22 protein-coding genes and 1 pseudogene are annotated in these 22857 nt (G+C 69.2%); 13 read left to right on the top strand and 10 right to left on the bottom strand.

The window, feature by feature from the left end:
* The first annotated feature begins 351 nt into the window (after positions 1-351).
* From GA0115254_RS08150 to GA0115254_RS08140, 3 genes are all read left to right on the top strand, one after another.
* On the top strand, positions 352-2130 hold the full coding sequence (locus GA0115254_RS08150) for a serine/threonine-protein kinase (protein ID WP_093894617.1): 1779 nt from the start codon (positions 352-354) through the stop codon (positions 2128-2130).
* 72 nt (positions 2131-2202) lie between these two features.
* On the top strand, positions 2203-3402 hold the full coding sequence (gene mqnC, locus GA0115254_RS08145; protein WP_093894616.1) for a cyclic dehypoxanthinyl futalosine synthase: 1200 nt from the start codon (positions 2203-2205) through the stop codon (positions 3400-3402).
* 7 nt (positions 3403-3409) lie between these two features.
* Positions 3410-4036 carry an amidohydrolase family protein gene (locus GA0115254_RS08140; RefSeq protein WP_093894615.1) on the top strand — a complete coding sequence of 209 codons (627 nt, stop codon included), beginning with the start codon at positions 3410-3412 and terminating at the stop codon, positions 4034-4036.
* Positions 4037-4063: 27 nt separating this feature from the next.
* On the opposite strand, the gene GA0115254_RS08135 is transcribed toward GA0115254_RS08140, so the two are convergent.
* Complete coding sequence (locus GA0115254_RS08135) at positions 4064-4786, bottom strand: DUF3152 domain-containing protein (RefSeq protein WP_256102444.1); 723 nt, start codon at positions 4784-4786, stop codon at positions 4064-4066.
* A 144-nt stretch (positions 4787-4930) separates the two neighbouring features.
* Here GA0115254_RS08135 and GA0115254_RS08130 point away from each other — a divergent pair, with 144 nt between their 5' ends.
* Positions 4931-5623, top strand: coding sequence for a demethylmenaquinone methyltransferase (locus GA0115254_RS08130; RefSeq protein WP_093894614.1), 693 nt, complete (start codon positions 4931-4933; stop codon positions 5621-5623).
* Between the two features lie 94 nt (positions 5624-5717).
* On the opposite strand, the pseudogene GA0115254_RS45710 reads toward GA0115254_RS08130, so the two are convergent.
* Positions 5718-5837: pseudogene (locus tag GA0115254_RS45710) on the bottom strand (GNAT family N-acetyltransferase); the annotation flags it as partial.
* A gap of 93 nt (positions 5838-5930) precedes the next feature.
* On the opposite strand from GA0115254_RS45710, the gene GA0115254_RS08125 reads away from it, so the two are divergent.
* Complete coding sequence (locus GA0115254_RS08125; RefSeq protein ID WP_093894613.1) at positions 5931-7217, top strand: geranylgeranyl reductase family protein; 1287 nt, start codon at positions 5931-5933, stop codon at positions 7215-7217.
* A 206-nt stretch (positions 7218-7423) separates the two neighbouring features.
* On the opposite strand, the gene GA0115254_RS08120 is transcribed toward GA0115254_RS08125, so the two are convergent.
* The 5 genes from GA0115254_RS08120 to GA0115254_RS08100 all read right to left on the bottom strand — a co-directional run bounded on the left by GA0115254_RS08120 (position 7424) and on the right by GA0115254_RS08100 (position 10876).
* Complete coding sequence (locus GA0115254_RS08120; protein ID WP_176740022.1) at positions 7424-7807, bottom strand: VOC family protein; 384 nt, start codon at positions 7805-7807, stop codon at positions 7424-7426.
* A 75-nt stretch (positions 7808-7882) separates the two neighbouring features.
* Positions 7883-9100, bottom strand: coding sequence for an MraY family glycosyltransferase (locus GA0115254_RS08115; RefSeq protein ID WP_093894611.1), 1218 nt, complete (start codon positions 9098-9100; stop codon positions 7883-7885).
* Positions 9101-9178: 78 nt separating this feature from the next.
* A complete protein-coding gene (locus GA0115254_RS08110) occupies positions 9179-9580 on the bottom strand; it encodes a hypothetical protein (RefSeq protein WP_093894610.1) in 402 nt (133 codons plus the stop codon).
* 229 nt (positions 9581-9809) lie between these two features.
* Positions 9810-10010: a DUF397 domain-containing protein gene (locus tag GA0115254_RS08105; protein WP_093894627.1), complete on the bottom strand. Its 201-nt coding sequence runs from the start codon at positions 10008-10010 to the stop codon at positions 9810-9812.
* An 11-nt stretch (positions 10011-10021) separates the two neighbouring features.
* Positions 10022-10876, bottom strand: a complete 855-nt coding sequence (locus GA0115254_RS08100; protein ID WP_093894609.1) for a helix-turn-helix domain-containing protein — start codon at positions 10874-10876, stop codon at positions 10022-10024.
* 258 nt (positions 10877-11134) lie between these two features.
* Between GA0115254_RS08100 and GA0115254_RS08095 the strand changes: the two genes are divergently transcribed.
* Positions 11135-11599 carry an ATP-binding protein gene (locus GA0115254_RS08095; protein WP_093894608.1) on the top strand — a complete coding sequence of 155 codons (465 nt, stop codon included), beginning with the start codon at positions 11135-11137 and terminating at the stop codon, positions 11597-11599.
* Positions 11600-11632: 33 nt separating this feature from the next.
* On the opposite strand, the gene GA0115254_RS08090 is transcribed toward GA0115254_RS08095, so the two are convergent.
* The 3 genes from GA0115254_RS08090 to GA0115254_RS08080 all read right to left on the bottom strand — a co-directional run bounded on the left by GA0115254_RS08090 (position 11633) and on the right by GA0115254_RS08080 (position 15461).
* A complete protein-coding gene (locus GA0115254_RS08090) occupies positions 11633-12994 on the bottom strand; it encodes an acyltransferase family protein (RefSeq protein ID WP_093894607.1) in 1362 nt (453 codons plus the stop codon).
* 113 nt (positions 12995-13107) lie between these two features.
* Complete coding sequence (locus GA0115254_RS08085; RefSeq protein WP_093894606.1) at positions 13108-14334, bottom strand: MFS transporter; 1227 nt, start codon at positions 14332-14334, stop codon at positions 13108-13110.
* A gap of 287 nt (positions 14335-14621) precedes the next feature.
* On the bottom strand, positions 14622-15461 hold the full coding sequence (locus GA0115254_RS08080; protein ID WP_093894605.1) for a C40 family peptidase: 840 nt from the start codon (positions 15459-15461) through the stop codon (positions 14622-14624).
* A gap of 760 nt (positions 15462-16221) precedes the next feature.
* On the opposite strand from GA0115254_RS08080, the gene GA0115254_RS08075 reads away from it, so the two are divergent.
* The 7 genes from GA0115254_RS08075 to GA0115254_RS08045 form a co-directional block, all read left to right on the top strand.
* Complete coding sequence (locus tag GA0115254_RS08075) at positions 16222-16581, top strand: NADH-quinone oxidoreductase subunit A (RefSeq protein WP_003992243.1); 360 nt, start codon at positions 16222-16224, stop codon at positions 16579-16581.
* An 18-nt stretch (positions 16582-16599) separates the two neighbouring features.
* The gene (locus tag GA0115254_RS08070; protein WP_030975705.1) at positions 16600-17154 is read left to right on the top strand and encodes a NuoB/complex I 20 kDa subunit family protein; all 555 of its coding nucleotides are present in this window, start codon (positions 16600-16602) and stop codon (positions 17152-17154) included.
* Positions 17151-17876 (top strand): NADH-quinone oxidoreductase subunit C, encoded by a 726-nt coding sequence (locus GA0115254_RS08065; RefSeq protein ID WP_093894604.1) that lies wholly within the window; start codon positions 17151-17153, stop codon positions 17874-17876. The genes GA0115254_RS08070 and GA0115254_RS08065 overlap by 4 nt, the downstream gene beginning before the upstream one ends.
* A complete protein-coding gene (locus GA0115254_RS08060; RefSeq protein ID WP_093894603.1) occupies positions 17876-19198 on the top strand; it encodes an NADH-quinone oxidoreductase subunit D in 1323 nt (440 codons plus the stop codon). Before GA0115254_RS08065 ends, GA0115254_RS08060 begins: the two co-directional genes overlap by 1 nt.
* Positions 19199-19227: 29 nt before the next feature.
* Positions 19228-19989, top strand: coding sequence for an NADH-quinone oxidoreductase subunit NuoE (gene nuoE, locus GA0115254_RS08055; RefSeq protein ID WP_093894602.1), 762 nt, complete (start codon positions 19228-19230; stop codon positions 19987-19989).
* Entirely contained in the window at positions 19989-21359 is a 1371-nt protein-coding gene (nuoF, locus tag GA0115254_RS08050; RefSeq protein ID WP_093894601.1) for an NADH-quinone oxidoreductase subunit NuoF, read from the top strand. Before nuoE ends, nuoF begins: the two co-directional genes overlap by 1 nt.
* On the top strand, positions 21356-22857 hold a 1502-nt coding region (locus tag GA0115254_RS08045), incomplete at its 3' end, for an NADH-quinone oxidoreductase subunit G (protein ID WP_141720779.1). The genes nuoF and GA0115254_RS08045, both read left to right, overlap by 4 nt.

Genomic DNA, 22857 nt, shown 5'->3' with positions numbered 1-22857 from the left:
GCCGGATGTGCGCCGAGTACGCCGTGCGCGGGAATGGCCGGGGCTATAGGGGAATCCTGTACCTCTGCGGTTGATATCTCTTCCCGCGCCCGCTCTCACCTCTTCTCCCGGTCCGGCTATCGATTCGGGTTAATACGCGTCGAACGGCCGATTCCCGGATGGTGTCCGGGGAGAGTCCCGGTCGTGTTCCGGAATCGCTCGGGTGAACGACGCATTCACGCCTTTTGTTGTGTCGAAAGCCGTTGTTCGTTCCCTTAAGGGTGAAATCGGCGGATGGTTTCCTCTGTGACCCGATGACCTTCGCCCCTAGGCTTCGGTCGGAGGTCCGGCCGGTCCACAGGGGGAGTCCACATGCAGCCGCTCGAAGCCGGCGAACCGCTGACCATCGGTGCCTACCGACTGCTCGGCAGGCTCGGTGCGGGCGGAATGGGCCGGGTCTATCTCGGGCGCAGCGCGGGCGGACGTACCGTCGCGGTCAAGGTCGTGCACCCCCACTTCGCTCTCGACGAGCAGTTCCGGGCCCGCTTCCGGCGGGAGGTGGACGCGGCACGGCGGATCGGTGCGCAGTGGACAGCGCCCGTCCTGGACGCCGACCCGGACGCCCCCATTCCCTGGGTCGCCACCGGCTATGTGGCCGGGCCCCCGCTGTCCACCGCGGTCGCCGAGCACGGGCCGCTGCCCGAGCACGCGGTGCGGACGCTGGGTGCCGGACTCGGGGAGGCACTGGCCGCGGTGCACCAGCAGGGCCTCATCCACCGCGATGTGAAGCCGTCCAACGTGCTGCTCGCCCTCGACGGCCCCCGGCTGATCGACTTCGGAATCGCCCACGCCATCGGTGCCACCGCCTCGCTCACCTCCACCGGGGTCTCCGTCGGCTCGCCGGGCTACATGGCACCCGAGCAGATCCGGGGCGTGGACATCTCGGGCGCGGCCGATGTCTTCTCGCTCGGCGCGGTGCTCGCGTACGCGGCGACCGGTACCGCCCCCTTCCTCGGCGACTCCTCCGCCGTACTGCTCTACAAGGTGGTGCACGAGGAGCCCGAGCTGGGGGAGCTGGAGGGGGAGCTGCGGGACGTCGTCGCCGGGTGCCTGGCGAAGGACCCGGAGGACCGGCCGACCCCCACGGAGCTGGCCCGGCAGCTGGCGCCGGGCGGGGCGGCGGCGCTCGTGGCGGCGGGCTGGCTGCCGGGACCTCTGGTGCGCGAGGTCAGCCGGGCGGCGGTCGCACTGCTGGACCTGGAGCCGCAGGACGCGCCGGTGCAGTCGGGGCCGGTGCCGTTCAGCAGTGCGGCGTGGGGCGCGAACGGCGGGGGTGGTGCGGGCGGTGGGTTCGGTCCGCCGATCGAGCCGTTCCCGTCGCATGAACCGACCCGGCCGCCCCGGCCGAACGGGCCGCCCTCATGGCCCGCGACCGCCGGTACGGCCGGGCCGGCGGGGTCGACCGGGTCGTCCGGGCTGCCCGGGCGACGTACGCCCGACCCCCGTTTCTCCGTCACCGTCAGCGCGGACTCCGCCCCGCCCCGCCCCGATGCGAACCGCGGCCGGAGGCTGAGCTGCACCGTCGCCCTCGCCGTGGCGGGCGCCCTCGCCGCCGTGACCGTGGGCAGTGCGTACCTCTTCGATCTGATGCCGGGAGGCAGTGGCAGCGACACCGCCGAGAACGGCGGTGTCGGCCACACCCCGCCGGCCGCCACGCCCTCCGGGCAGCCGTCGCAGCCCTCGGGCTCGGGTACGGGTGGCCCGGAACAGATCAGCGAGCTCCCGAAGGCGTTCATCGGCACATGGAAGGGCCCGATCACCGAGAAGACCTCCGGGCAGTCGCACGGCATGCTCACCGCCGTGTTCACCGAGGGGAAGAAGGGCGCGGACGTGGTCCGTATGACCACGGAGGTCAGCGCTCTCGGAGTGACCGTCCGCTGCAACAGCGTCGCCAGCCTCTCGTCCGGCACCGACAAGGAACTGACGCTCCGGGAGCGCGCCGACCCGGAACGCCCCGGCGACCCGACCCTCTGCACCTCCACCACCACCGACGTCCACTTCACGCGCGCCGCCGACGGCACCCTCCGCTTCCGGTCGGAGGAGAGCGGCGCGGGACGTCCGTACGGCACGCTCACCCGGTCCGGCAGCTGACCCCGACAGGGGCTGGCGTAGGGTGAACCGGTCCGTAGATCCGTTGAAAAACCGCCGAAAGGTGACAGCCCGGTGACCGAGAAGGCCGACCTCCAGCCCATCCTCGACCGAGCCGCCGAAGGCGGTCGGATCACTCCGGAGGAGGCCCTCGACCTCTACCGGTCGGCGCCGCTGCACGCACTGGGGGCGGCCGCCGACGCCGTACGCCGACGCCGTTACGCCGGTACGGAACACATCGCGACGTACATCATCGAGCGCAACATCAATTACACGAACGTGTGCGTCACGGCCTGCAAGTTCTGCGCCTTCTACGCCGCGCCCAAGGACACCGCCAAGGGCTGGTCCCGCGACCTCGACGACATCCTGCGGCGCTGCGCGGAGACCGTCGAACTCGGCGGTACGCAGATCATGTTCCAGGGCGGGCACCACCCGGACTACGGCGTCGAGTACTACGAGGAGCACTTCTCCGCCATCAAGAAGGCGTTCCCGCAGCTCGTCATCCACTCGCTCGGCGCCTCCGAGGTCGAGCACATGGCCCGGATCTCCAAGGTCTCCGTCGAGGAGGCCATCCAGCGCATCCACGCCGCCGGTCTCGACTCCTTCGCCGGGGCGGGCGCCGAGCTGCTGCCGGCCAGGCCGCGCAAGGCGATCGCCCCGCTCAAGGAGTCCGGTGAGCGCTGGCTGGAGATCATGGAGGCCGCGCACCGCCTCGGTGTCGAGTCCACCTCCACCATGCTGATGGGCACCGGCGAGACCAACGCCGAGCGCATCGAGCACCTGCGGATGATCCGCGACGTACAGGACCGCACGGGTGGCTTCCGCGCGTTCATCCCGTACACGTACCAGCCGGAGAACAACCACCTGAAGGGCCGGACGCAGGCGACGCTCTTCGAGTACCTGCGGATGATCGCCATCGCCCGCATCTTCCTCGACAACGTCGCGCACATCCAGGGCTCCTGGCTGACCACCGGCAAGGAGGTCGGCCAGCTGTCGCTGCACTACGGGGCCGACGACCTCGGCTCGATCATGCTGGAGGAGAACGTCGTCTCCTCGGCCGGTGCCAAGCACCGCTCCAACCGCCTGGAGATCATCGACCTGATCCGCAAGGCGGGCCGCGTACCGGCGCAGCGCGCCACGACGTACGAGCACCTCGTCGTCCACGACGACCCGGCGAACGACCCGGTCGACGAGCGCGTCGTCTCGCACATCTCGTCCACTGCGATCGAGGGCGGCACGGCCCATCCGGAGCTGAAGCTCCTGAACGCCAACTGAGGCCGCTTTGCTGACGGTTCATGCCGCCGACGCGGTGCACGGCGCCCCGGACGGGGCGGACTCCGTGGCTGTGGACGGCGGTGTGGTCGTCGCCATCGGTACATACGGGGAGCTGACCGCCGCCCGCCCGCAGGCCCGGGTCCGGCGGTGGTCCGGCCTGATCACCCCGGGGCTGCTGAACGCGGGGGCACCGGCGCTGCTGGAGGCCGACTACCACCCGGATCCGCGCGAGGCGGACGAGCTCGGCGGCGACCCGCTCACCGGTGACGCGCTCACCGCACTCGGCATGGACGACGCCCGCTGGGGCGCGAGCGCCCGGCGTGGGCTGCAACGGATGCTGCGGCACGGCACGACCGCCGTCCGGGGTCCCTTCACCCGCCCCGCCGTGCGCACGGCGGTCGCCCGCTCGGGACTGCGTGTCCATCCCCCGGGACCGGCACCCGAACCCGTTTCCCTCGACCCGTTGGCGTCCGTACCGGAACCGGCCGATGCGTTCGCGGCGGTACTGGCCGTCGGAGGGCCCGCGGATCTTGCGGTGTTCGGCGTACGGGACCTGGTGGCGCTGCGCACCGCGGGCGCCGGGAGCTGCACGGCGACGGTGCTCGGCGGGCGGCTGGTCTTCCGTCGCAGCTGAGGTCTGTCCGGCCGTTCGGGGGATCCGTCACGGCACCGACGGGCCGCCCAGGTAATGCCCCTTGGCGTCGTACGGCCAGGGGTTGGAGACGCACCCCTTCAGCCCGTAGATCTGCTGCATCATCGCGGGGGCGGGGCGGCCCTTGCCCGGGCAGGTCTCGTGGCCGTGGCCCAGCCAGTGTCCGACCTCGTGGTTGATGATGAGGGCCCGGTAGTCGGCGAGGGGACCGTGGAATTCGGGTGATCCCTGCTGCCAGCGCTTGAGGTTGACCATGACATCGGCGCCGACCCGGCAGTTGACCTCGCCGTGGGTGTCCAGGCCGCCCCGCCCGCAGATGGCGTCGGTGGTCCTGGGGGTGGCGATACGGATGACCAGTCCCGCCGGACCGTGGGTCACCTGGCGGAAGGTGTGCTCGCCGTGGTGCGACCAGCCCCGTGGCGCGGCCAGGATGCGGGCGATCTCGGCGGCGGCACGGTCGGGGTCGACGCCCGAACCGTCCTCCACCTCGACCCGGTAGGCGTTGCCCTTGCCGGTGTCCGAGGCACCTGCGCGGGCGACGGTGAACGTGCCGATGTCCGACGAGGTCCCGGACGCGGACGGTGCGGCCGTCTTCCCCTCGGCGTCGGTGCTCCACCGGGGCCCCACCACCGCGGCGGCGCAGATCAGCGCCGCCGGGACGACAACAGCGACGAACAGCCCTTTCCGGCCGCGTTCCGGCCGTAGCCGCCGACGTGCCCCCTGTGCGGACATCTGGGCTCCCCCCTGGTTCCCGATGGCTCTGTGTTCTGTGTTCCCTTCTGTACTGACTGTCGGTGGACCCGATTGGTTCAGTCCATCCGGGGCCGACTCGCGACCGGCGCGAAGCACCGCGGTCCGGGCTGCTTGAATGGGTGGGTGACCCGAGCCTCCCTGGACAAGCAGCCGCACGAAGTCGCCACGATGTTCGACGACGTGGCGGCGAACTACGACCTCACCAACGATGTGCTGTCGCTCGGCCAGGCCCGGCTGTGGCGCAAGGAGGTCGCGAAGGCGGTGCACGCCCGACCCGCGGAGAAGGTCCTCGACCTGGCCGCGGGCACGGCGACGTCCTCGCTGCCCTTCGCCGCGACGGGCGCGTACGTCGTGCCCTGCGACTTCTCCCTCGGCATGCTGCAGGAAGGCAAGAAGCGCAACTCCTGGCTCCCCTTCACCGCGGGCGACGCCACCAGACTGCCGTTCCGCGACGAGACCTTCGACGCGGTGACCATCTCCTTCGGGCTGCGCAACGTCCAGGACACGGATGCGGCGCTGCGCGAGCTGTACCGGGTGACGAAGCCGGGCGGCCGGGTCGTGATCTGCGAGTTCTCGCAGCCGACCTGGACGCCGTTCCGCACGGTGTACACCGAGTACCTGATGCGGGCACTGCCGCCGGTCGCGCGCGCGGTGTCGTCCAACCCCGACGCGTACGTCTATCTCGCCGAGTCCATCCGCGCCTGGCCCGACCAGGCCGGACTTGCGGCGAAGCTCCAGCGGGCCGGCTGGTCGAAGGTCGCCTGGCGCAATCTCACCGGTGGTGTGGTGGCACTGCACCGGGGCGTACGGACCTGAAGCAACACTCCGGTGAATCCCGTCGACGGGAACCGGACGGTTTCGGCATCGCCCCGTCCGTCCGGTCCCCCGACGACATCGACCGGCCCCGCCGTCACGGAGTCAGGCCCAGCCGGAAGCAGACCACTTCCCGGCCCTGCCGCGGAGTCGTGAAGCGCTCCGCCCGCTCCATCCCCAGCCGCCGGGCCACGGCGATCGACCGGTCGACATCGGGGAGCCCTTCGGAAGGTCGATCAGCAGGCCCCCATAGACTGCACGGGACAGGTGCCGCGCGGCACGCGATTTCGAGTCTTCGGGAGATCCGACCGTGACCGAGCAGCCCCTCTCCGAACACAGCGCGGATGTGATCGTCGTCGGGGCAGGCCCGGCCGGCTCCACGACCGCGTACTACCTCGCCAAGGCCGGACTGGACGTTCTGCTCCTGGAGAAGACGGCCTTCCCCCGCGAGAAGGTCTGCGGCGACGGACTCACCCCGCGCGCCACCAAGCAGCTCGTCTCCATGGGCATCGACATCTCCGAAGAGGCCGGCTGGCTGCGCAACAAGGGCCTGCGCATCATCGGCGGCGGCGTCCGCCTCCAGCTGGACTGGCCCGATCTCGCCTCGTACCCGGACTACGGACTGGTCCGCAAGCGCGACGACTTCGACGAGCAGCTGGCCCGCCAGGCGCAGAAGGCGGGCGCGCGGCTGTACGAGCGCTGCAATGCCGGCGCCCCGATCGTCGATGACCGAACCGGCCGCATCACCGGCGTCAACGCGAAGCTCGGCGAGGAGAAGACCCCGGTCACCTTCCACGCCCCGCTCGTCGTCGCCGCCGACGGCAACTCCACCCGGCTGTCGCTCGCCATGGGCCTGCACCGCCGTGAGGACCGCCCGATGGGCGTGGCCGTGCGGACGTACTTCACCTCGCCCCGCCACGACGACGACTACCTGGAGTCCTGGCTGGAGCTGTGGGACCGCCGAGGCCCCCAGGACCGGCTCCTGCCCGGCTACGGCTGGATCTTCGGCATGGGTGACGGCACGTCCAACGTCGGCCTCGGCATCCTCAACTCCTCCTCCGCCTTCAAGGAGCTGGACTGGCGCGAGGTCCTCAAGGCCTGGTGCGCGTCCATGCCGGAGGACTGGGGCTACACCCCGGAGAACATGACGACACCGATCCGCGGTGCCGCCCTCCCGATGGCCTTCAACCGCCAGCCGCACTACACCAAGGGCCTGCTGCTCGTCGGTGACGCGGGCGGCATGGTCAACCCGTTCAACGGCGAAGGCATCGCGTACGCCATGGAGTCGGGCCAGATCGCCGCCGACGTCATCGTTCAGGCCCACGCCCGCGCGACCCCGGCCCAGCGCGAACTGGCGCTGAACAACTACCCGAAGGTGCTCAAGGAGACCTACGGCGGCTACTACACGATGGGCCGCGCCTTCGTGAAGCTGATCGGCAATCCGAAGGTCATGAAGGTCGCCACCCAGCGCGGCCTGACGCACCCGCTGCTGATGAAGTTCACGCTGAAGATGCTCGCCAACCTCACCGACCCGACGGGCGGCGACGCGATGGACCGCATCATCAACGGGCTGTCGAAGGTGGCCCCGAAGGCCTGAGCCGGTGAGCGGCCGGGAGGGCGCGACCGGCCGCATCGTGGACCGGTTCCGTCTCGTCCTTGGGCACCGGCACCGAGCCGTCGTACGACGGGACCCCCACGTGCCACTCCTGCCCGACCCCGAAGTACTTCCGTGCGACATCGCCGAGTTCGGTGTCGCCGAGCTTGCCGCGCAGGCTGACGAAGAGGACCGTGCGATGGGTGTTGCTATTCGCTGGGCATCACACTTTCGCGCGTGAGGAGGCAGAAGGGGTGCCCAACTGGGTCTGCGTATACGCGATAGCCGATCGGCTTGTCCGACCCTTCGAGCAACGTGGCGCCCAGGGCGAGCACCTTCGGCTCGGCGAGGTCCAAGTCGTCGACCATCACATCGACATGCATCTGGGCCGGACGATCGGGGTCGCGCCACCGTGGCGACCGGAAGTCGCCGACGCGCTGGAAGGTCACGATCTCGGTGCCTGTCGTGCTCCTGAGTACTACGTAGTCAGTCGTGTCTTCCACTCTCGACAGCGACAGCAGGCTCTCGTAGAAGCTCGCGAGCTCGGATGGGTCAGGGCAGTCGATGACGAGAGAGAACAGGCGTCCGATCATGTTGATCACTATGCCGCGCTCGGGGGAAGAGGGCTACGTGATCGGGTGCGGTGCCCGGCGGGCCGGGCACCGCGCTCACCTGACCGACACCCGGCGTTCCTCGTCGGACTCGGTGCGCTTTCCGCCGGTGGCGACCACCCGGCCCCTGGGCCCGCGTCGCAGCAGTCGGCGGGTGAGGCCGGATTCGTAGCGGGGCTGGAGCAGCAGGATCAGGCCCACCGCGCAGACGAACGCGACCCCGAAGAGCATCCAGGACTTGGCGCCCCGCGCCGAATAGGCCACGATCCCGAACGAGAACAGCGCCGACCAGAAGTACATGAGCAGTACGGCCCGGCGGTGCGAGTGGCCGAGCTGGAGCAGGCGGTGGTGGAGGTGGCCCTTGTCGGCGGCGAAGGGGGACATTCCGTTCCACGTACGCCTTATGACGGCGAGCACGAGGTCCGCGACGGGCAGCGCGATGACGGACAGCGGCAGCATCAGCGGAATGTAGACCGGCACCATCGCGGCCGACCCGGACCTGCCGTCCAGGGACTGGTTGAGGAGGCTCGGGTCGACCTCGCCCGTCACCGAGACCGCGCATCCGGCGATGAGCAGGCCGAGCAGCATGGAGCCCGAGTCACCCATGAAGATCCGGGCCGGATGCGAGTTGTGGACCAGGAAGCCGAGGCACATGCCCGCCAGGATCGCGGAGATCAGCGTGGTGGACGCGGCGGCCTCGATCCCGTAGCCGTACCAGAGCCGGTAGGCGTACAGGAAGAACGCCGTCGCCGCGATGCCCACCGTGCCGGCGGCCAGCCCGTCGAGCCCGTCGACGAAGTTGACCGCGTTGATGGAGACGACGATCAGCCCCACGGTCAGCAGCGTGCCCTGCCAGTCGGAGAGGTAGATCCCGTCGGTGCCCGGCACCGGGAGCCAGAGAATCGTCAGCCCCTGGAATGCCATCACCCCGGCGGCGAGCACCTGACCGCCGAGCTTGACCAGCGAGTCGACGCCCCATTTGTCGTCCAGGACGCCCAGCAGCCAGATGAGTGCGGCGCCGGACAGAAGCGCCCGCGGCGTCGAGCTCTGGGTGAAGATCTCCTCCAGGTGCGGCAGGTGGGAGGCGACCAGCAGTCCGGCCACCAGCCCGCCGAACATGGCCACGCCACCGAGGCGCGGAGTGGGTTCACGATGGACGTCCCGTGCCCGGATCTCGGGCATCGCGCCGACCGAGATCGCGAACTTCCGTACGGGGCCGGTCAGGATATGGGTCACGGCCGCCGTGATGAACAGCATGAGCAAGTAGTCCCGCACGGGCGGCCTCACATTCCGGCCCAGCGGGCCGATACCTGAGCCCGATCGATGCCCTCGCTGCGCCCTGGCGAGCCTAACTCATACGTTTTTCTGTGCGACGGGGTGTGGGGCGGGACGGTGGTGGGTGCGGGCATCGAGCGATACGTACGTCAGCGGGCGGACGTGCCATTCGATGTGCCGGCCGCCCCGCAGCATGAGCGTGAACCCGCAGGGTTCGCCGCGGTGGAGGGCCCCCAGGGCCTGCACCCAGCCGCCCTGGTCCGACCAGTAGTGGGCGCGGATCAGTTCGCGCGGCGTGAGGCCGAAGAGATGGTTCGCCCGGAGCTGGATCCGGATGGCGCGGACGGCCTCTTGGGGCGTGGCCAGGATACGCAGGTCGATCGGCTCGGGGACGAAGCCGGTGGCGGGGCCGTAGCGGAGGGCCTCGAACCGGTAGCCGCGTTCGACGACCGGCTGTAAGGGGGTGAGGGACGTACGCATCGTCGACCGTCCGATCGCAGCGGGCGCGCTGGATGGCGCGAGAGCAGGGGGAGGTGTGGCGTCGCGCGGCACGGCGGGGTGAGTGGATCCGCCGTTCTGGCGACGCAGTGTGACGGTAGCGCTACGAGAAAGCGTGGCGCAACTATGCCCCGGGGCATAGTTGGCCCAAATGGCAGGAGAGTCCCCGCCCTGTCCGGGCGGGGACTCTCCTGAGGCAGGCGGGAAGGCGTTACTGGACGAAGTGGTCGAACTCGCCCGCTTTGACGCCCTGGATGAACGCGGCGAACTTGCTGCGGCTCGTCCTGGTCACCACGCGCGGGTCGTCGCTCTCGCGCACCAGGATCTCCTCGGCGTGCCGCGCCACCTCGACGCACTGCTCTCCGCCGCCACCGGAGAACGACGACTTCTGCCACTCGATGTCTGCGCTCATGCTGCGGATTATCACAGGTCTCGCGTGATGTGGTGAATGAAGCTCCGCGACTCCTCGGGGGCGAGGCTGACCCGCTGGGCGAAGTCGAGTTGCATGCGGTACCGGTTCAGATCGGCCACGACGTCCAGCTGGACGCCTCCGAACGGGGCGTCGATGTGGACAGTGTCCAGCTGCGGCGTTTCCCCGCCCGCGTACAGCACGGTCTGTGTCACCTCGACGAACTTCTCGCTGGCGAACGGGATCACGCGCACGGTCACGTCCGGTCTGTCTGCCGCCTCCAGGAGGCGCACCAACTGGCCGCGCGCGACCTCGCGGCCGCCGACCCGCATGCGGAGGCCGGCCTCGTGGACGATGACGTCGAACTTCGGTGGCTTCTCGCGGTCGAGCACGGCCTGCCTGCGCATGCGGTGCTCGACCCTCGCCTCCACCTCGTCCTCGGGCAGCTTGGGCAGTACTCCCTCGAACAGCGCCCGCGCGTACTGCGGCGTCTGGATCAGTCCCGGCAGCGTCACGGACTGGAGGCAGCGCATATGGCTCGCGTGGTGTTCCAGCTCCGCGATGTTCAGAAATCCCGGTGCCAGTACGCCGCGGTACTCATCCCACCAGAACTGGCCTCGGTACTCCCGCGATATGGCGCACAGCGCCTCGATCAGCGGGGCGTCGTCACATGCGTAGAAGCTGGCCAGGCGACGGATTCGCGCCTCGCTGATGCCGATGCGGCCCGCTTCCATGTGACTGATCTTCGCCTGATCGGTCGAGATGAGTCCGGCGGCCTCACGAGCGGTCCTGCCGGCCTGCTCGCGCAGCTTCCTCAGTTCGCAGCCCAAGCGTGTTTGGCGTGCGGTCGGGTTGTCCCTCGGTGGCATGTCACCATCCTTCGTCCCCGCGCAGTCTTGCGTGGTGCGGCTGTCCCGGTCCACCCGATCGCGTGAAGTAGCGGGGGCAATCTTGCTACTGGGCTTTCCTGCGCCCTATGGTCCCAGTGGGCGACGCTCAAAAGCGTCAGGGGCCCGAAGTGCAGCCGTCCGCAAGCGAGTTGAAAGCTCGCAGGACCCGGCCAATGCCACGGACCGCGCCCACCGCACGACGCCCCCGGAGACCGCCTCACGCAGGGAGACCGCGCCATGACCCCCGTAACCGCTCCGCCATCACCCGTCCCCTACCTCCCTCAACGCGGCGAGCGATACCGGCTCGTCGTGCCGAACGCCCCCACCGCCCCCAAGATCGTGCGGGACTTCGTGGCGACCGTGCTGTGGGCCACGGGGCACCCACGCCTCGTCGACGACGCCCGGCTCTGTGCGAGCGAGGTCGTCTCCAACGCGTACTGCCATACGGACTCGCCGCAGGTCCGGGTGGAGGTCACCGTCAATCACCGGCAGGTGACGGTGTACGTGACGGACGACGAACCCGGCCGCCTGCCCGCACCACCGCCCCCGCGCGCTCCCGGGCCGGAGGCCGGTGCGGACGAGGGCGGCCGGGGACTCGTCCTCGTGGACGGGATCGCCGCCCGGTGGGGGACCACCGCGTACGGGGCGCGGTCGCCGCACTCGAAGACGGTGTGGTTCACCCTCGCCGCCTCCGGACTCTGAGGCCCCCCGACCCGCACGAGGGGTGCGAGGTCCTCATCCGCTGCCCTGCCGGGAGAGAACCCGGGCACCTTCATGGCGCACAGCCGACTGAACGGGCACGGTGCGAGAGCTGTGCGCGACAACGGCCCTCGGGGAGTTCTTCTCCCGTACGACGAGCAGCCCTGCCAGCACCAGCAGTACCCAGAGCACCGGACCGAGCGGGTTTCCGGGGGAAATGAACCCCTGCGCGGCAAGTCCGAGGAGGCCGCCTGCGGAAAGCACGGCCGCGAGAACGACCTTGCCGAGGCTCATATCCGATGCCCCACCGGAACGGCGACGGAATTCGAACCGGCCGAAAATTCTGGTGAAGCACACCAGGAAGAATCCCGAAACGCCGACCCACAGCGGTGCCACCGCGAACCACATCGGGCTGCCGGGCGTCGGTGTCGCGAAGCCGAGTCCGACCATTGCGATTCCCGCCGTCATCACGAGCGCGGGCATGTGCCAGAGGTACAGGGTCATGAAGCGGGTTCCGCACCATTGCAGGAAGGCGGTGGCCAGCGGACGTTCGGCGAACCGCGTCATGGCCGGCTTGAGTGTCAGCCAGAGTCCGAGCTGGCCGATCGTCAGCGTCATCATCACCGCGGTCGGAGGGCTCATGTTGGAGACCGGGGCCCCGGGCATTCCGATCATGGACGCCGGGTAGGGCCCGAAGAACACAGCGGCTGCGGTGAGTCCGAAGCCGACGGCGGCCAGACCCGCCGATGTCCACCTGCTCCGCATGCGCAGGCCGCCGTCGGCGTAGTGGAAGCCGAACTGGTGGGCTGCCAGCCAGACGAACAGGGCGTTCAGGAAACCGATCGCGGGGCTGACCTCGAAGCGCAGCACATCGACGACCAGGGCGCAGACGGCGAGTACGCCGATCACACGCCATCCGTACCGGCGGTACCACCTGAACATCACCGGCGTGAGCGCGACCACGAGCACGTAGACGGCGAGGAACCAGAGCAGCTGCCCGGCTATTTTGCCCGCCATCAGCACCGGTTGCTGAGGCACCCCCGCGGCTATCAACGCGTGGGGCAGCAGCAGCCACACGGCTGCCAGGGGTATGACCGGCATCAGGAGACGCGCAATTCTGCTCCTCAGCCAGGTGCGCACCGATTTCGCCGTTCGGAACGAGAAGAAATTGGCGGCTCCGCCGGCGAAGAACACCATGGGCATGACCTGCGTCAGCCATGTGACAATCCACCAGCCGGGACTCGCAAGAGCGTTTCCGGCGCTCAAATGCCCATCCCCATAGGCCAGTACGGGCATGAGCCAGTGCTGGGAAATCACCGCCAGCACGCAGAGTGCCCTGATGACGTCTATGAAGGAATCGCGACCGCGACCGGGCGAATGAGCGTGCGTTTGCTGCATGCAATCATCGTGCAGTCAGCGGGCGATACGGGCAGTGAAGCGGCCACCCGAATTCATTGGGGTGCCAGCACTGCGTGCCATGGTGGGGTTCTCCCCACCTGGCCACGGTGTGGTCACCCTCGCCGCGCCCGGACGCCGAGGCGTCCCGAACCTGTCCCCGTCACGACCGCCACGACCACCACAAGAGCCGCGGTCGCGCCGCCCAGCAGCATGACCGCCGACACGGACAGGCGGTCGAGGGCGGCCCCGCCCGCCAGGGCGCCGATGGCGAGGGTCGCCTGGAAGGACGTGGTGAAGAGGACGGACGCCGCTTCGGGCGCGTCGGGGGCGGCCCTGGCGAACCACGCCTGTGAGCAGACCGGTACCGCACCGTAGGCGACACCCCAGACGACCAGCAGCGCGACGGCTCCGGCCTCCCACCTGCCCAGGACCGGGAGCAGCGCCGTCGCGGCGGCGATCATTCCCGCGGCGAGGCAGATCGCGGTGCGCGGACGGCGCGACACAAGTGAGCCGCCGGCGAAGTTGCCGACGATGCCGGCGGTGCCGTAGACGAGCAGGAACACCGTGATCAGCGCCGGGTCGGCGCGGGTGACCTGTTCCAGAAACGGAGTTACGTAGGTATACGTGGCGAAGTGGGACAGGACGATGAGGAAGGTGAGGAGCAGTGCGAACCGGGTTCCGGTCCGGCCGAGCACGGTACGGAGCACGCTCGCGCGGGTGACCTGCGTCGGGGGCAGGGCCGGAATCACCAGGAGCATCAGGGCCAGTACGCCCACGGTCAGCACCCCCATGACGACGAATGCCGTCCGCCAGCCGGTCACGCCGCCGATGAACATACCGGCGGGGACGCCGAGCACGGAGCCCAGCGGGACCGCCGAGAAGATCACCGCTGTCGCCCGGCCGGCCGATGCCGGGGGGACCAGCCGCCCGGCCAGTCCGGCCCCGATGGACCAGAAGCCGCCGATGGTGATCCCGACCATCACCCGGGAGACCAGGACGAGGCGGTAGTCCGTCGCGGCGGCCGTGAGGAAGTCGGCCAGGGCCAGCAGGAGCATGAAGGCGCAGAGCATCACCCGCCGGTCGACGCGGGCCGTCACCACGGTGACCAAAGGGGCCGAGACCGCTGCGAGGAGTCCGGGCATGGTCATCATCAGGCCCGCCGTGCCGTCCGAGACGGCGAAGTCGGACCCGATCGACGTCAGCAGACCGATGGGCAGGATCTCGGTGGTGACGATCGAGAAGATGCCCAGCGTCACGGTGACGACGGCGACCCGGCCGCGCAGGGGAGTGCGGGGCGGGGCGGCGGCCTGTTCGGAGGGGGTGGTGGCTGCGGTGGTCATGGCGGGCGCCGTCCTGTGCTCGGTGACGAGAGGGCTGTTCACCCCAGTTCACAGGCGGCGGTGGACGGTGTCCGGCAGGTTCGCGACGTCAACGACGCCTGCCGGGGGCGATGTCGCATTTCGGCGGGTCCATGGCGGTCCGGGGTGGTCCGGGCGGGCCGGGGCCGGAAACGGCGAAGGGCCGTCGCTCCCGAGCGGGGGAGTGACGGCCCTTCGCCGCGCGCCGAGAAGGCGCTTGTGAATTCGAGAACTCGCCGGACCCGGTGGGCTCGGTGGACTCCGCGGAATCAGAGAACGCGGACCGCACCCGACGGCGGGTCGTAGGAGAGCGGACGCTGCACCACACCGGTGCTGGAGTTCTGCGCGCCGACGAACTGGCCGCCGCCCACGTAGACCCCGACGTGGTACGCGCTGCCCGCGCCGCCCCAGTACAGGATGTCGCCCGGCTGGAGGTTGCTCAGGGAGACCTGGGTGCCCGCGGTGGACTGGGCCTGCGAGACACGCGGCAGGTCGACGCCGACCGAACGGAACGCGGCCTGGACGAGACCGGAGCAGTCCCACGAGTTGGGGCCGGTGCCGCCGGACACGTACGCGTCGCCGACCTGGGCCTTCACGAACGAGATGACGGACGCGGCGGAGCCGGTGGCGCTCGACGAGGAGGAAGAGGAAGAGGAGGCCGAGGCCACGCCGGTGCCGGCGGAGGAGCCGGAGGACGCGCTGAGCGTCGTACGGGCGGCGGTGCGGGAAGCGCGCTCGGCGGCTTCCGCCTTGGCCTTGGCGGCCGCCTCCGCCTTCTTCTTGGCCTCTGCCTTGCGGACCGCCTCGGCCTTGGCCTTCTTGGCGGTCTTGGCCGCGGTGGCGGCTGCGGCGTCCTCCTGGGCCTGCGTCTGCAGGTCCTGGGCGACCTGCTGCGTGGCCTCGGCGGACGCGGCGACGGCGGTGGAGAGCCCGGCGGTGATGGTGGGCATCTCGATGGTCTGGGTCACCGGCTCGGCCTGGGCGGGACCGGCAGCGGCTGCGACCGCGATGGTGCTGAGGACGCCACCGGCAACTCCGGCCCGCAGCGCCGTCTTCGGCGCGTTTCGGCGGGGCTTCCGGTGGCTGGGTATGTGAGCGGTGTGGGACATGAGTACTAGCGCTATCAGGGCGCCGGGGCTCCCATCAAGAAACGTGTGTTGCGACACAGTTACGTCCGGAATCTGTGAATCCGCTTTCCGGTGACCCTTATTGACGCCGTAACGGGCAAACCGGGCACGCTTGATCACCGCTGTGATCACGGGCTTTCGGTAATACGCCCGAATTGCCCGCCGCTTACCATCCGTTTACACCGATGGCCAAGCCCGCTTTTATTGAAGCCCGGATGGAGTGACGCAGGTCACAGCGTGGCTGCGGTGTGGGCATGTGGGCGCGCCGGGCATCTGAGGCGGCGTCGGATCCCGGGTGGCCGTCCGTTCATCCGGAAGATCGTGAATGTGTGCACACGTCCACTTCGCTCCCCGGAGACCCCCCGCGCGGGTGAGCTCAGAGCGGGACGGGCCCCCTTATCACTCTCGGGCCGTCCATTGCCAATTTGCCCGAGCGGGTATCTGATTGTTAGGGAAACACCTTCCTGACCAGCACAGACAACATCGAATGTCACGTCTCGTGATCACCCGGCCGCTTTGCGTACGAAGATCACCGCTGAGGCGGCTTCGTGGCTCTTCGCCGGGTGGTGGAGATCACAAACTCGTTGTCGTACCCCGTGTCGCAGATCACAGGACGGCGGGCATAGGATGCGGGGCAGTCGGGCTTGTGAACTGCCTCACATGTGCACGATCTTGGTGGGGTGGCGAGCCGAATCGCCCGATGCGGTCCAACGGTCAAGGACGACTGGAAGGAGCGAGGAGCGTGAATGCCTACGCGCCCATCCTCGTGCTCGGCGCCCTCGGGGCAGGGTTTGCGATCTTCTCCGTGGTCATGGCCACGCTAATCGGCCCAAAGCGGTACAACCGAGCAAAGCTCGAAGCGTACGAGTGCGGTATCGAACCCACCCCCACTCCAGCCGGAGGCGGCCGCTTCCCCATCAAGTACTACCTGACGGCGATGCTCTTCATCGTCTTCGACATCGAGATCGTCTTCCTCTATCCCTGGGCGGTCACCTTCGACGCCCTGGGGATCTTCGGGCTCGTGGAGATGCTGCTCTTCGTGCTCACCGTCTTCGTCGCCTACGCGTATGTGTGGCGTCGCGGCGGCCTGGAATGGGACTGAGGGGCTGAGGGGCACACCATGGGACTCGAAGAGAAGCTGCCCAGCGGCTTCGTGCTGACCACTGTCGAGCAGGCCGCCGGCTGGGTGCGGAAGTCCTCCGTCTTCCCTGCCACCTTCGGCCTCGCCTGCTGCGCCATCGAGATGATGACGACCGGAGCCGGGCGTTACGACCTGGCCCGTTTCGGGATGGAGGTCTTCCGCGGATCGCCGCGACAGGCGGATCTGATGATCGTGGCGGGGCGGGTCAGTCAGAAGATGGCGCCCGTCCTGCGGCAGGTCTACGACCAGATGCCGAACCCCAAGTGGGTCATCTCCATGGGAGTTTGTGCATCATCGGGCGGGATGTTCAACAATTACGCCATTGTTCAGGGTGTTGATCATATTGTCCCGGTTGATATCTACTTGCCGGGCTGCCCGCCGCGGCCCGAGATGCTGATGGACGCGATCCTCAAGCTCCACCAGAAGATCCAGAGCTCCAAGCTCGGGGTCAACGCGGAGGAGGCCGCCCGCGAGGCGGAGGACGCGGCGCTCAAGGCACTGCCCCTGATCGAGATGAAGGGGCTCCTGCGGTGAGTGAGAACCAGAACCACGACCAGCAGAACAACAACGGTGTACCCGCGCCGCGCGACGAGACCGGCGAGGTCATCGGCGTACGCAAGGGCATGTTCGGCGCCAACAACGGCGGCGACACCACCGGCTACGGCGGCCTCGTCCGCACGGTGGCGCTGCCGGGCGCAACGTCCCGCCCGTACGGCGGCTGGTTCGACGAGCTGGCCGACGAGCTCGAAGGGGCCCTGGAGGAACAGGACCTGCTTCCCGAGAACGCCATCGAGAAGACCGTCGTCGATCGCGGCGAACTCACCTTCCACATCGCCCGGGAGCACCTCGTCCGGGTCGCCCGGACCCTGCGCGACGACCCGGCGCTGCGCTTCGAGCTCTGTACGGGGGTGAGCGGCGTCCACTTCCTCGGCGACAAGGGCCGGGAACTGCACGCCGTCTACCACCTGCGCTCGATCACGCACGGCCGGCTGATCCGCCTGGAGGTGTCGGCCCCGGACAACGATCCGCACATCCCGTCCCTCGTCGAGGTCTACCCGACCAATGACTGGCACGAGCGTGAGGCATACGACTTCTTCGGGCTCGTCTTCGACGGGCACCCCGCCCTCACCCGGATCATGATGCCGGACGACTGGCAGGGCTTCCCGCAGCGTAAGGACTACCCGCTCGGGGGCATCGCCGTCGAGTACAAGGGCGCCCAGATCCCGGCTCCGGACCAGCGGAGGTCGTACTCCTGATGACTACTCCCCACGCGACACCCAGGGCCACGACCGAGGGGACTGTATATACAGTCACCGGCGGCGACTGGGACGAGGTCGTCGAGTCGGCGGTCAAGTCCGACGACGAGCGCATCATCGTCAACATGGGCCCCCAGCACCCGTCCACGCACGGGGTGCTGCGGCTGATCCTGGAGATCGACGGCGAGACCGTCACCGAGGCCCGCTGCGGCATCGGCTACCTCCACACCGGCATCGAGAAGAACCTCGAATTCCGGAACTGGACCCAGGGCACCACCTTCGTGACGCGTATGGATTACCTGACGCCGTTCTTCAACGAGGCGGCGTACTGCCTGGGCGTCGAGAAGCTCCTCGGCATCGAGGACCAGATCCCCGACCGGGCCAGCATCCTGCGCGTGCTCCTGATGGAGCTCAACCGGATCTCCTCGCACCTGGTGTGCATCGCCACCGGCGGCATGGAGCTCGGCGCCACCACGATCATGATCTACGGCTTCCGTGATCGTGAACTCGTTCTCGACCTCTTCGAGCTGATCACCGGCCTGCGGATGAACCATGCGTTCATCCGGCCCGGCGGACTCGCCCAGGACCTGCCGCCCGGCGCGATCGACCAGCTCCGCGAGTTCGTGAAGACCATGAAGAAGAACCTGCCGGAGTACGACAAGCTCGCCACCGGCAACCCGATCTTCAAGGCCCGTATGCAGGACGTCGGCTATCTCGACCTGACCGGCTGCATGGCACTCGGCGCCACCGGCCCGATCCTGCGCTCCGCCGGACTCCCGCACGACCTGCGCAAGACGGACCCCTACTGCGGATACGAGAACTACGAGTTCGACGTCCCCACCGCCGACAGCTGCGACGCCTACGGCCGCTTCCTCATCCGGCTCGAGGAGATGCGCCAGTCGCTGCGGATCGTCGAGCAGTGCATCGACCGGCTCGCCCCCGGGCCGGTGATGGTCGCCGACAAGAAGATCGCCTGGCCGGCTCAGCTCGCGCTCGGTCCGGACGGGCTCGGCAACTCGCTCGACCACATCAAGAAGATCATGGGCACCTCCATGGAGGCCCTGATCCACCACTTCAAGCTGGTGACCGAGGGCTTCCGCGTCCCGGCCGGACAGACGTACACCGCCGTCGAGTCGCCCAAGGGCGAGCTCGGCGTCCATGTCGTCTCGGACGGGGGCACCCGCCCCTACCGGGTCCACTTCCGCGACCCGTCCTTCACCAATCTGCAGGCCATGGCGGCGATGTGCGAGGGCGGCCAGGTCGCCGACGTCATCGTCGCCGTCGCGTCCATCGACCCCGTGATGGGAGGCGTCGACCGGTGACCGAAACACGTCAGGAAGTCAGTCTGGGGATGCCGCAGCTCCCCGCCCCCGCCTACCCGGCCGAGGTGCGCGCCAGGCTCGAAGCGGACGCGAAGGAGGTGATCGCCCGCTACCCTGGCAGCCGCTCCGCGCTGCTTCCGCTGCTGCACCTGGTGCAGTCCGAGGAGGGCTACGTCTCCCGTACGGGCATGGCGTTCTGCGCCGAGCTGCTCGGCCTCACCACCGCCGAGGTCACCGCGGTCGCCACCTTCTACACGATGTACCGGCGCAAGCCGAGCGGTGACTACCAGGTCGGTGTCTGCACCAACACGCTGTGCGCGGTGATGGGCGGAGACGCCATCTTCGACCGGCTCAAGGAACACCTCGGCGTCGGCAACGACGAGACGACCGAGGACGGCAAGGTCACCCTCGAACACATCGAGTGCAACGCGGCCTGCGACTTCGCTCCCGTGGTGATGGTCAACTGGGAGTTCTTCGACAACCAGACGCCCGAGAGCGCGATGCGCCTGGTCGACGACCTGATCGCCGGGCGCACCGTCGAACCCACCCGTGGCGCGCCCCTGTGCTCGTACAAGGAGACGTCCCGGATTCTGGCCGGCTTCCCCGACGAGCGCCCGGGCGCCGTCGAGGCGTCCGGCGGCGCGGGCCCCGCCTCGCTGGTCGGCCTCCGGCTCGCCAGGGGCGAGGAGCCGCACCCGAGGGTCGTCGCCCCGCGGGGTGAGTCGGGGCACGCCGATGCCCCGCAGGACCCGGAGCACCCGTCCGGCCCGACAGGCGAGGAGGGAGAGTGATGACGTTGGCAACCGAAATCAACGACAACGGCAGCGGGGGCAGCCCCGAGAAGCTGCTCGTCCCCGTCCTCTCCGCCTTCTGGGACCAGCCGCAATCCTGGACCCTGGAGACCTACCGGCGTCACGAGGGGTACGAGGGTCTGCGCAAGGCCCTCGCCATGTCGCCGGACGACCTCATCGCCTACGTCAAGGACTCCGGTCTGCGCGGCCGCGGAGGCGCGGGCTTCCCCACCGGCATGAAGTGGCAGTTCATCCCGCAGGGCGACGGCAAACCGCATTATCTGGTGGTCAACGCCGACGAGTCGGAGCCCGGGACCTGCAAGGACATCCCACTCCTCTTCGCCAACCCGCACAGCCTCATCGAGGGCATCGTGATCGCCTGCTACGCGATCCGTTCCTCGCATGCGTTCATCTATCTGCGCGGTGAAGTCGTCCCCGTACTGCGGCGGTTGCACGAGGCCGTGCGCGAGGCGTACGAGGCGGGCTTCCTCGGGACGAACATCCTGGGCTCGGGGCTCGACCTGGAACTCACCGTGCACGCGGGCGCGGGCGCGTACATCTGCGGTGAGGAGACCGCGCTGCTCGACTCGCTCGAAGGGCGACGCGGCCAGCCCCGGCTGCGACCTCCCTTCCCCGCGATCGCCGGTCTGTACGCCTGCCCCACTGTGGTGAACAACGTCGAGTCCATCGCCTCGGTTCCCGCGATCCTGAACCGGGGCAAGGACTGGTTCAAGTCGATGGGCAGCGAGAAGTCCCCGGGCTTCACGCTGTATTCGCTCAGCGGGCATGTCGCGAGCCCCGGCCAGTACGAGGCCCCGCTCGGCATCACGCTGCGCCAGCTGCTCGACATGAGCGGCGGCATGCGCACCGGCCACCGGCTGAAGTTCTGGACCCCGGGCGGCTCCTCGACCCCGATGTTCACCGACGAGCACCTCGATGTGCCACTCGACTACGAGGGTGTCGGCGCCGCGGGTTCCATGCTCGGCACCAAGGCGCTCCAGTGCTTCGACGAGACGACCTGCGTGGTGCGGGCCGTCACCCGCTGGACCGAGTTCTACGCCCATGAGTCCTGCGGCAAGTGCACACCGTGCCGCGAAGGCACCTACTGGCTGGTCCAGTTGCTCCGAGACATCGAGGCCGGCAAGGGACAGATGGCCGACCTCGACAAGCTGAACGACATCGCCGACAACATCAACGGCAAGTCCTTCTGCGCACTCGGTGACGGCGCCGCCTCGCCGATCTTCTCCTCGCTGAAGTACTTCCGCGAGGAGTACGAGCAGCACATCACGGGCAGGGGCTGCCCCTTCGATCCCGCCAGGTCGACCGCCTGGGCCGACGACAAGAACGCTCACCAGGGGGTGAACGCATGACAGTCACCACGAGTGCGCCCTCCGGGGGCGGCGAGGCGGCCCTTCCGCCCGAGGACCTCGTCACGCTGACGATCGACGGCATCGAGATCAGCGTGCCCAAGGGCACCCTGGTCATCCGGGCCGCCGAACTCCTCGGCATCGAGATCCCGCGCTTCTGCGACCACCCGCTCCTCGACCCGGCCGGCGCCTGCCGCCAGTGCATCGTCGAGGTCGAGGGTCAGCGCAAGCCGATGGCGTCCTGCACCATCACCTGCACCGACGGCATGGTGGTGAGGTCGCAGCTCACCTCGCCCGTCGCCGAGAAGGCGCAGAAGGGTGTGATGGAGCTGCTGCTCATCAACCACCCGCTGGACTGCCCGGTCTGCGACAAGGGCGGTGAGTGCCCGCTGCAGAACCAGGCGATGTCGCACGGCGGCGCCGACTCCCGCTTCGACGGCAAGAAGCGCACGTTCGAGAAGCCCGTCCCGATCTCCACCCAGGTGCTGCTGGACCGTGAGCGGTGTGTGCTCTGCGCGCGCTGCACCCGGTTCTCCAACCAGGTGGCGGGCGACCCGATGATCGAGCTCCTGGAGCGCGGTGCGCTCCAGCAGGTCGGCACGGGCGAGGGCGACCCCTTCGAGTCGTACTTCTCCGGGAACACCATCCAGATCTGCCCGGTCGGAGCGCTGACCTCGGCGGCGTACCGGTTCCGCTCCCGGCCCTTCGACCTGGTGTCGTCGCCGTCGGTGTGCGAGCACTGCGCGGGCGGCTGCGCGACCCGTACCGACCACCGGCGCGGCAAGGTCATGCGGCGGCTCGCCGCCAACGACCCCGAGGTCAACGAGGAGTGGGTCTGCGACAAGGGCCGCTTCGGCTTCCGCTACGCGCAACAGCGGGACCGGCTCACCACTCCCCTGGTACGCAACGCGGACGGTGTCCTGGAACCGGCGAGCTGGCCCGAGGCGCTGGACGCCGCGGCCGCCGGACTCGCCGCCGCACGCGGCCGGACGGGTGTCCTCACGGGCGGCCGGCTGACCGTCGAGGACGCGTACGCGTACAGCAAGTTCGCCCGGGTCGCGCTGGACACGAACGACGTCGACTTCCGGGCCCGGGTGCACAGCAGCGAGGAGGCCGACTTCCTGGCCGCCCGCGTGGCCGGGCGCGGCCGGGATCTGGACGGCACGGGTGTCACGTACACCTCGCTGGAGAAGGCCCCGACGGTGCTGCTGGTCGGGTTCGAGTCGGAGGAGGAGGCGCCCGGCGTCTTCCTGCGGCTGCGCAAGGCGAACCGTAAGCACGGACAGCGCACGTTCGCCGTCGCCTCGCACGCCACGCGCGGCCTCACGAAGGCGGGCGGCACGTTGCTTCCCGCCGCCCCCGGCACCGAGACCGAGTGGCTGGATGCGATCGCGGGCGGCGTCGGACTCGACGGCGACGGAGCCGCGGCGGCCGAGGCGCTGCGCGGCGGGGGCGCCGTGATCGTGGTCGGTGAGCGGCTGGCGGCCGTGGCCGGGCGGGC

The organism is Streptomyces sp. Ncost-T10-10d (assembly GCF_900091955.1).
GTDB lineage: Bacteria > Actinomycetota > Actinomycetes > Streptomycetales > Streptomycetaceae > Streptomyces.
Note: the sequence above shows the minus strand (reverse complement) of the source record. Positions and strands in the feature narration are given on the sequence as shown.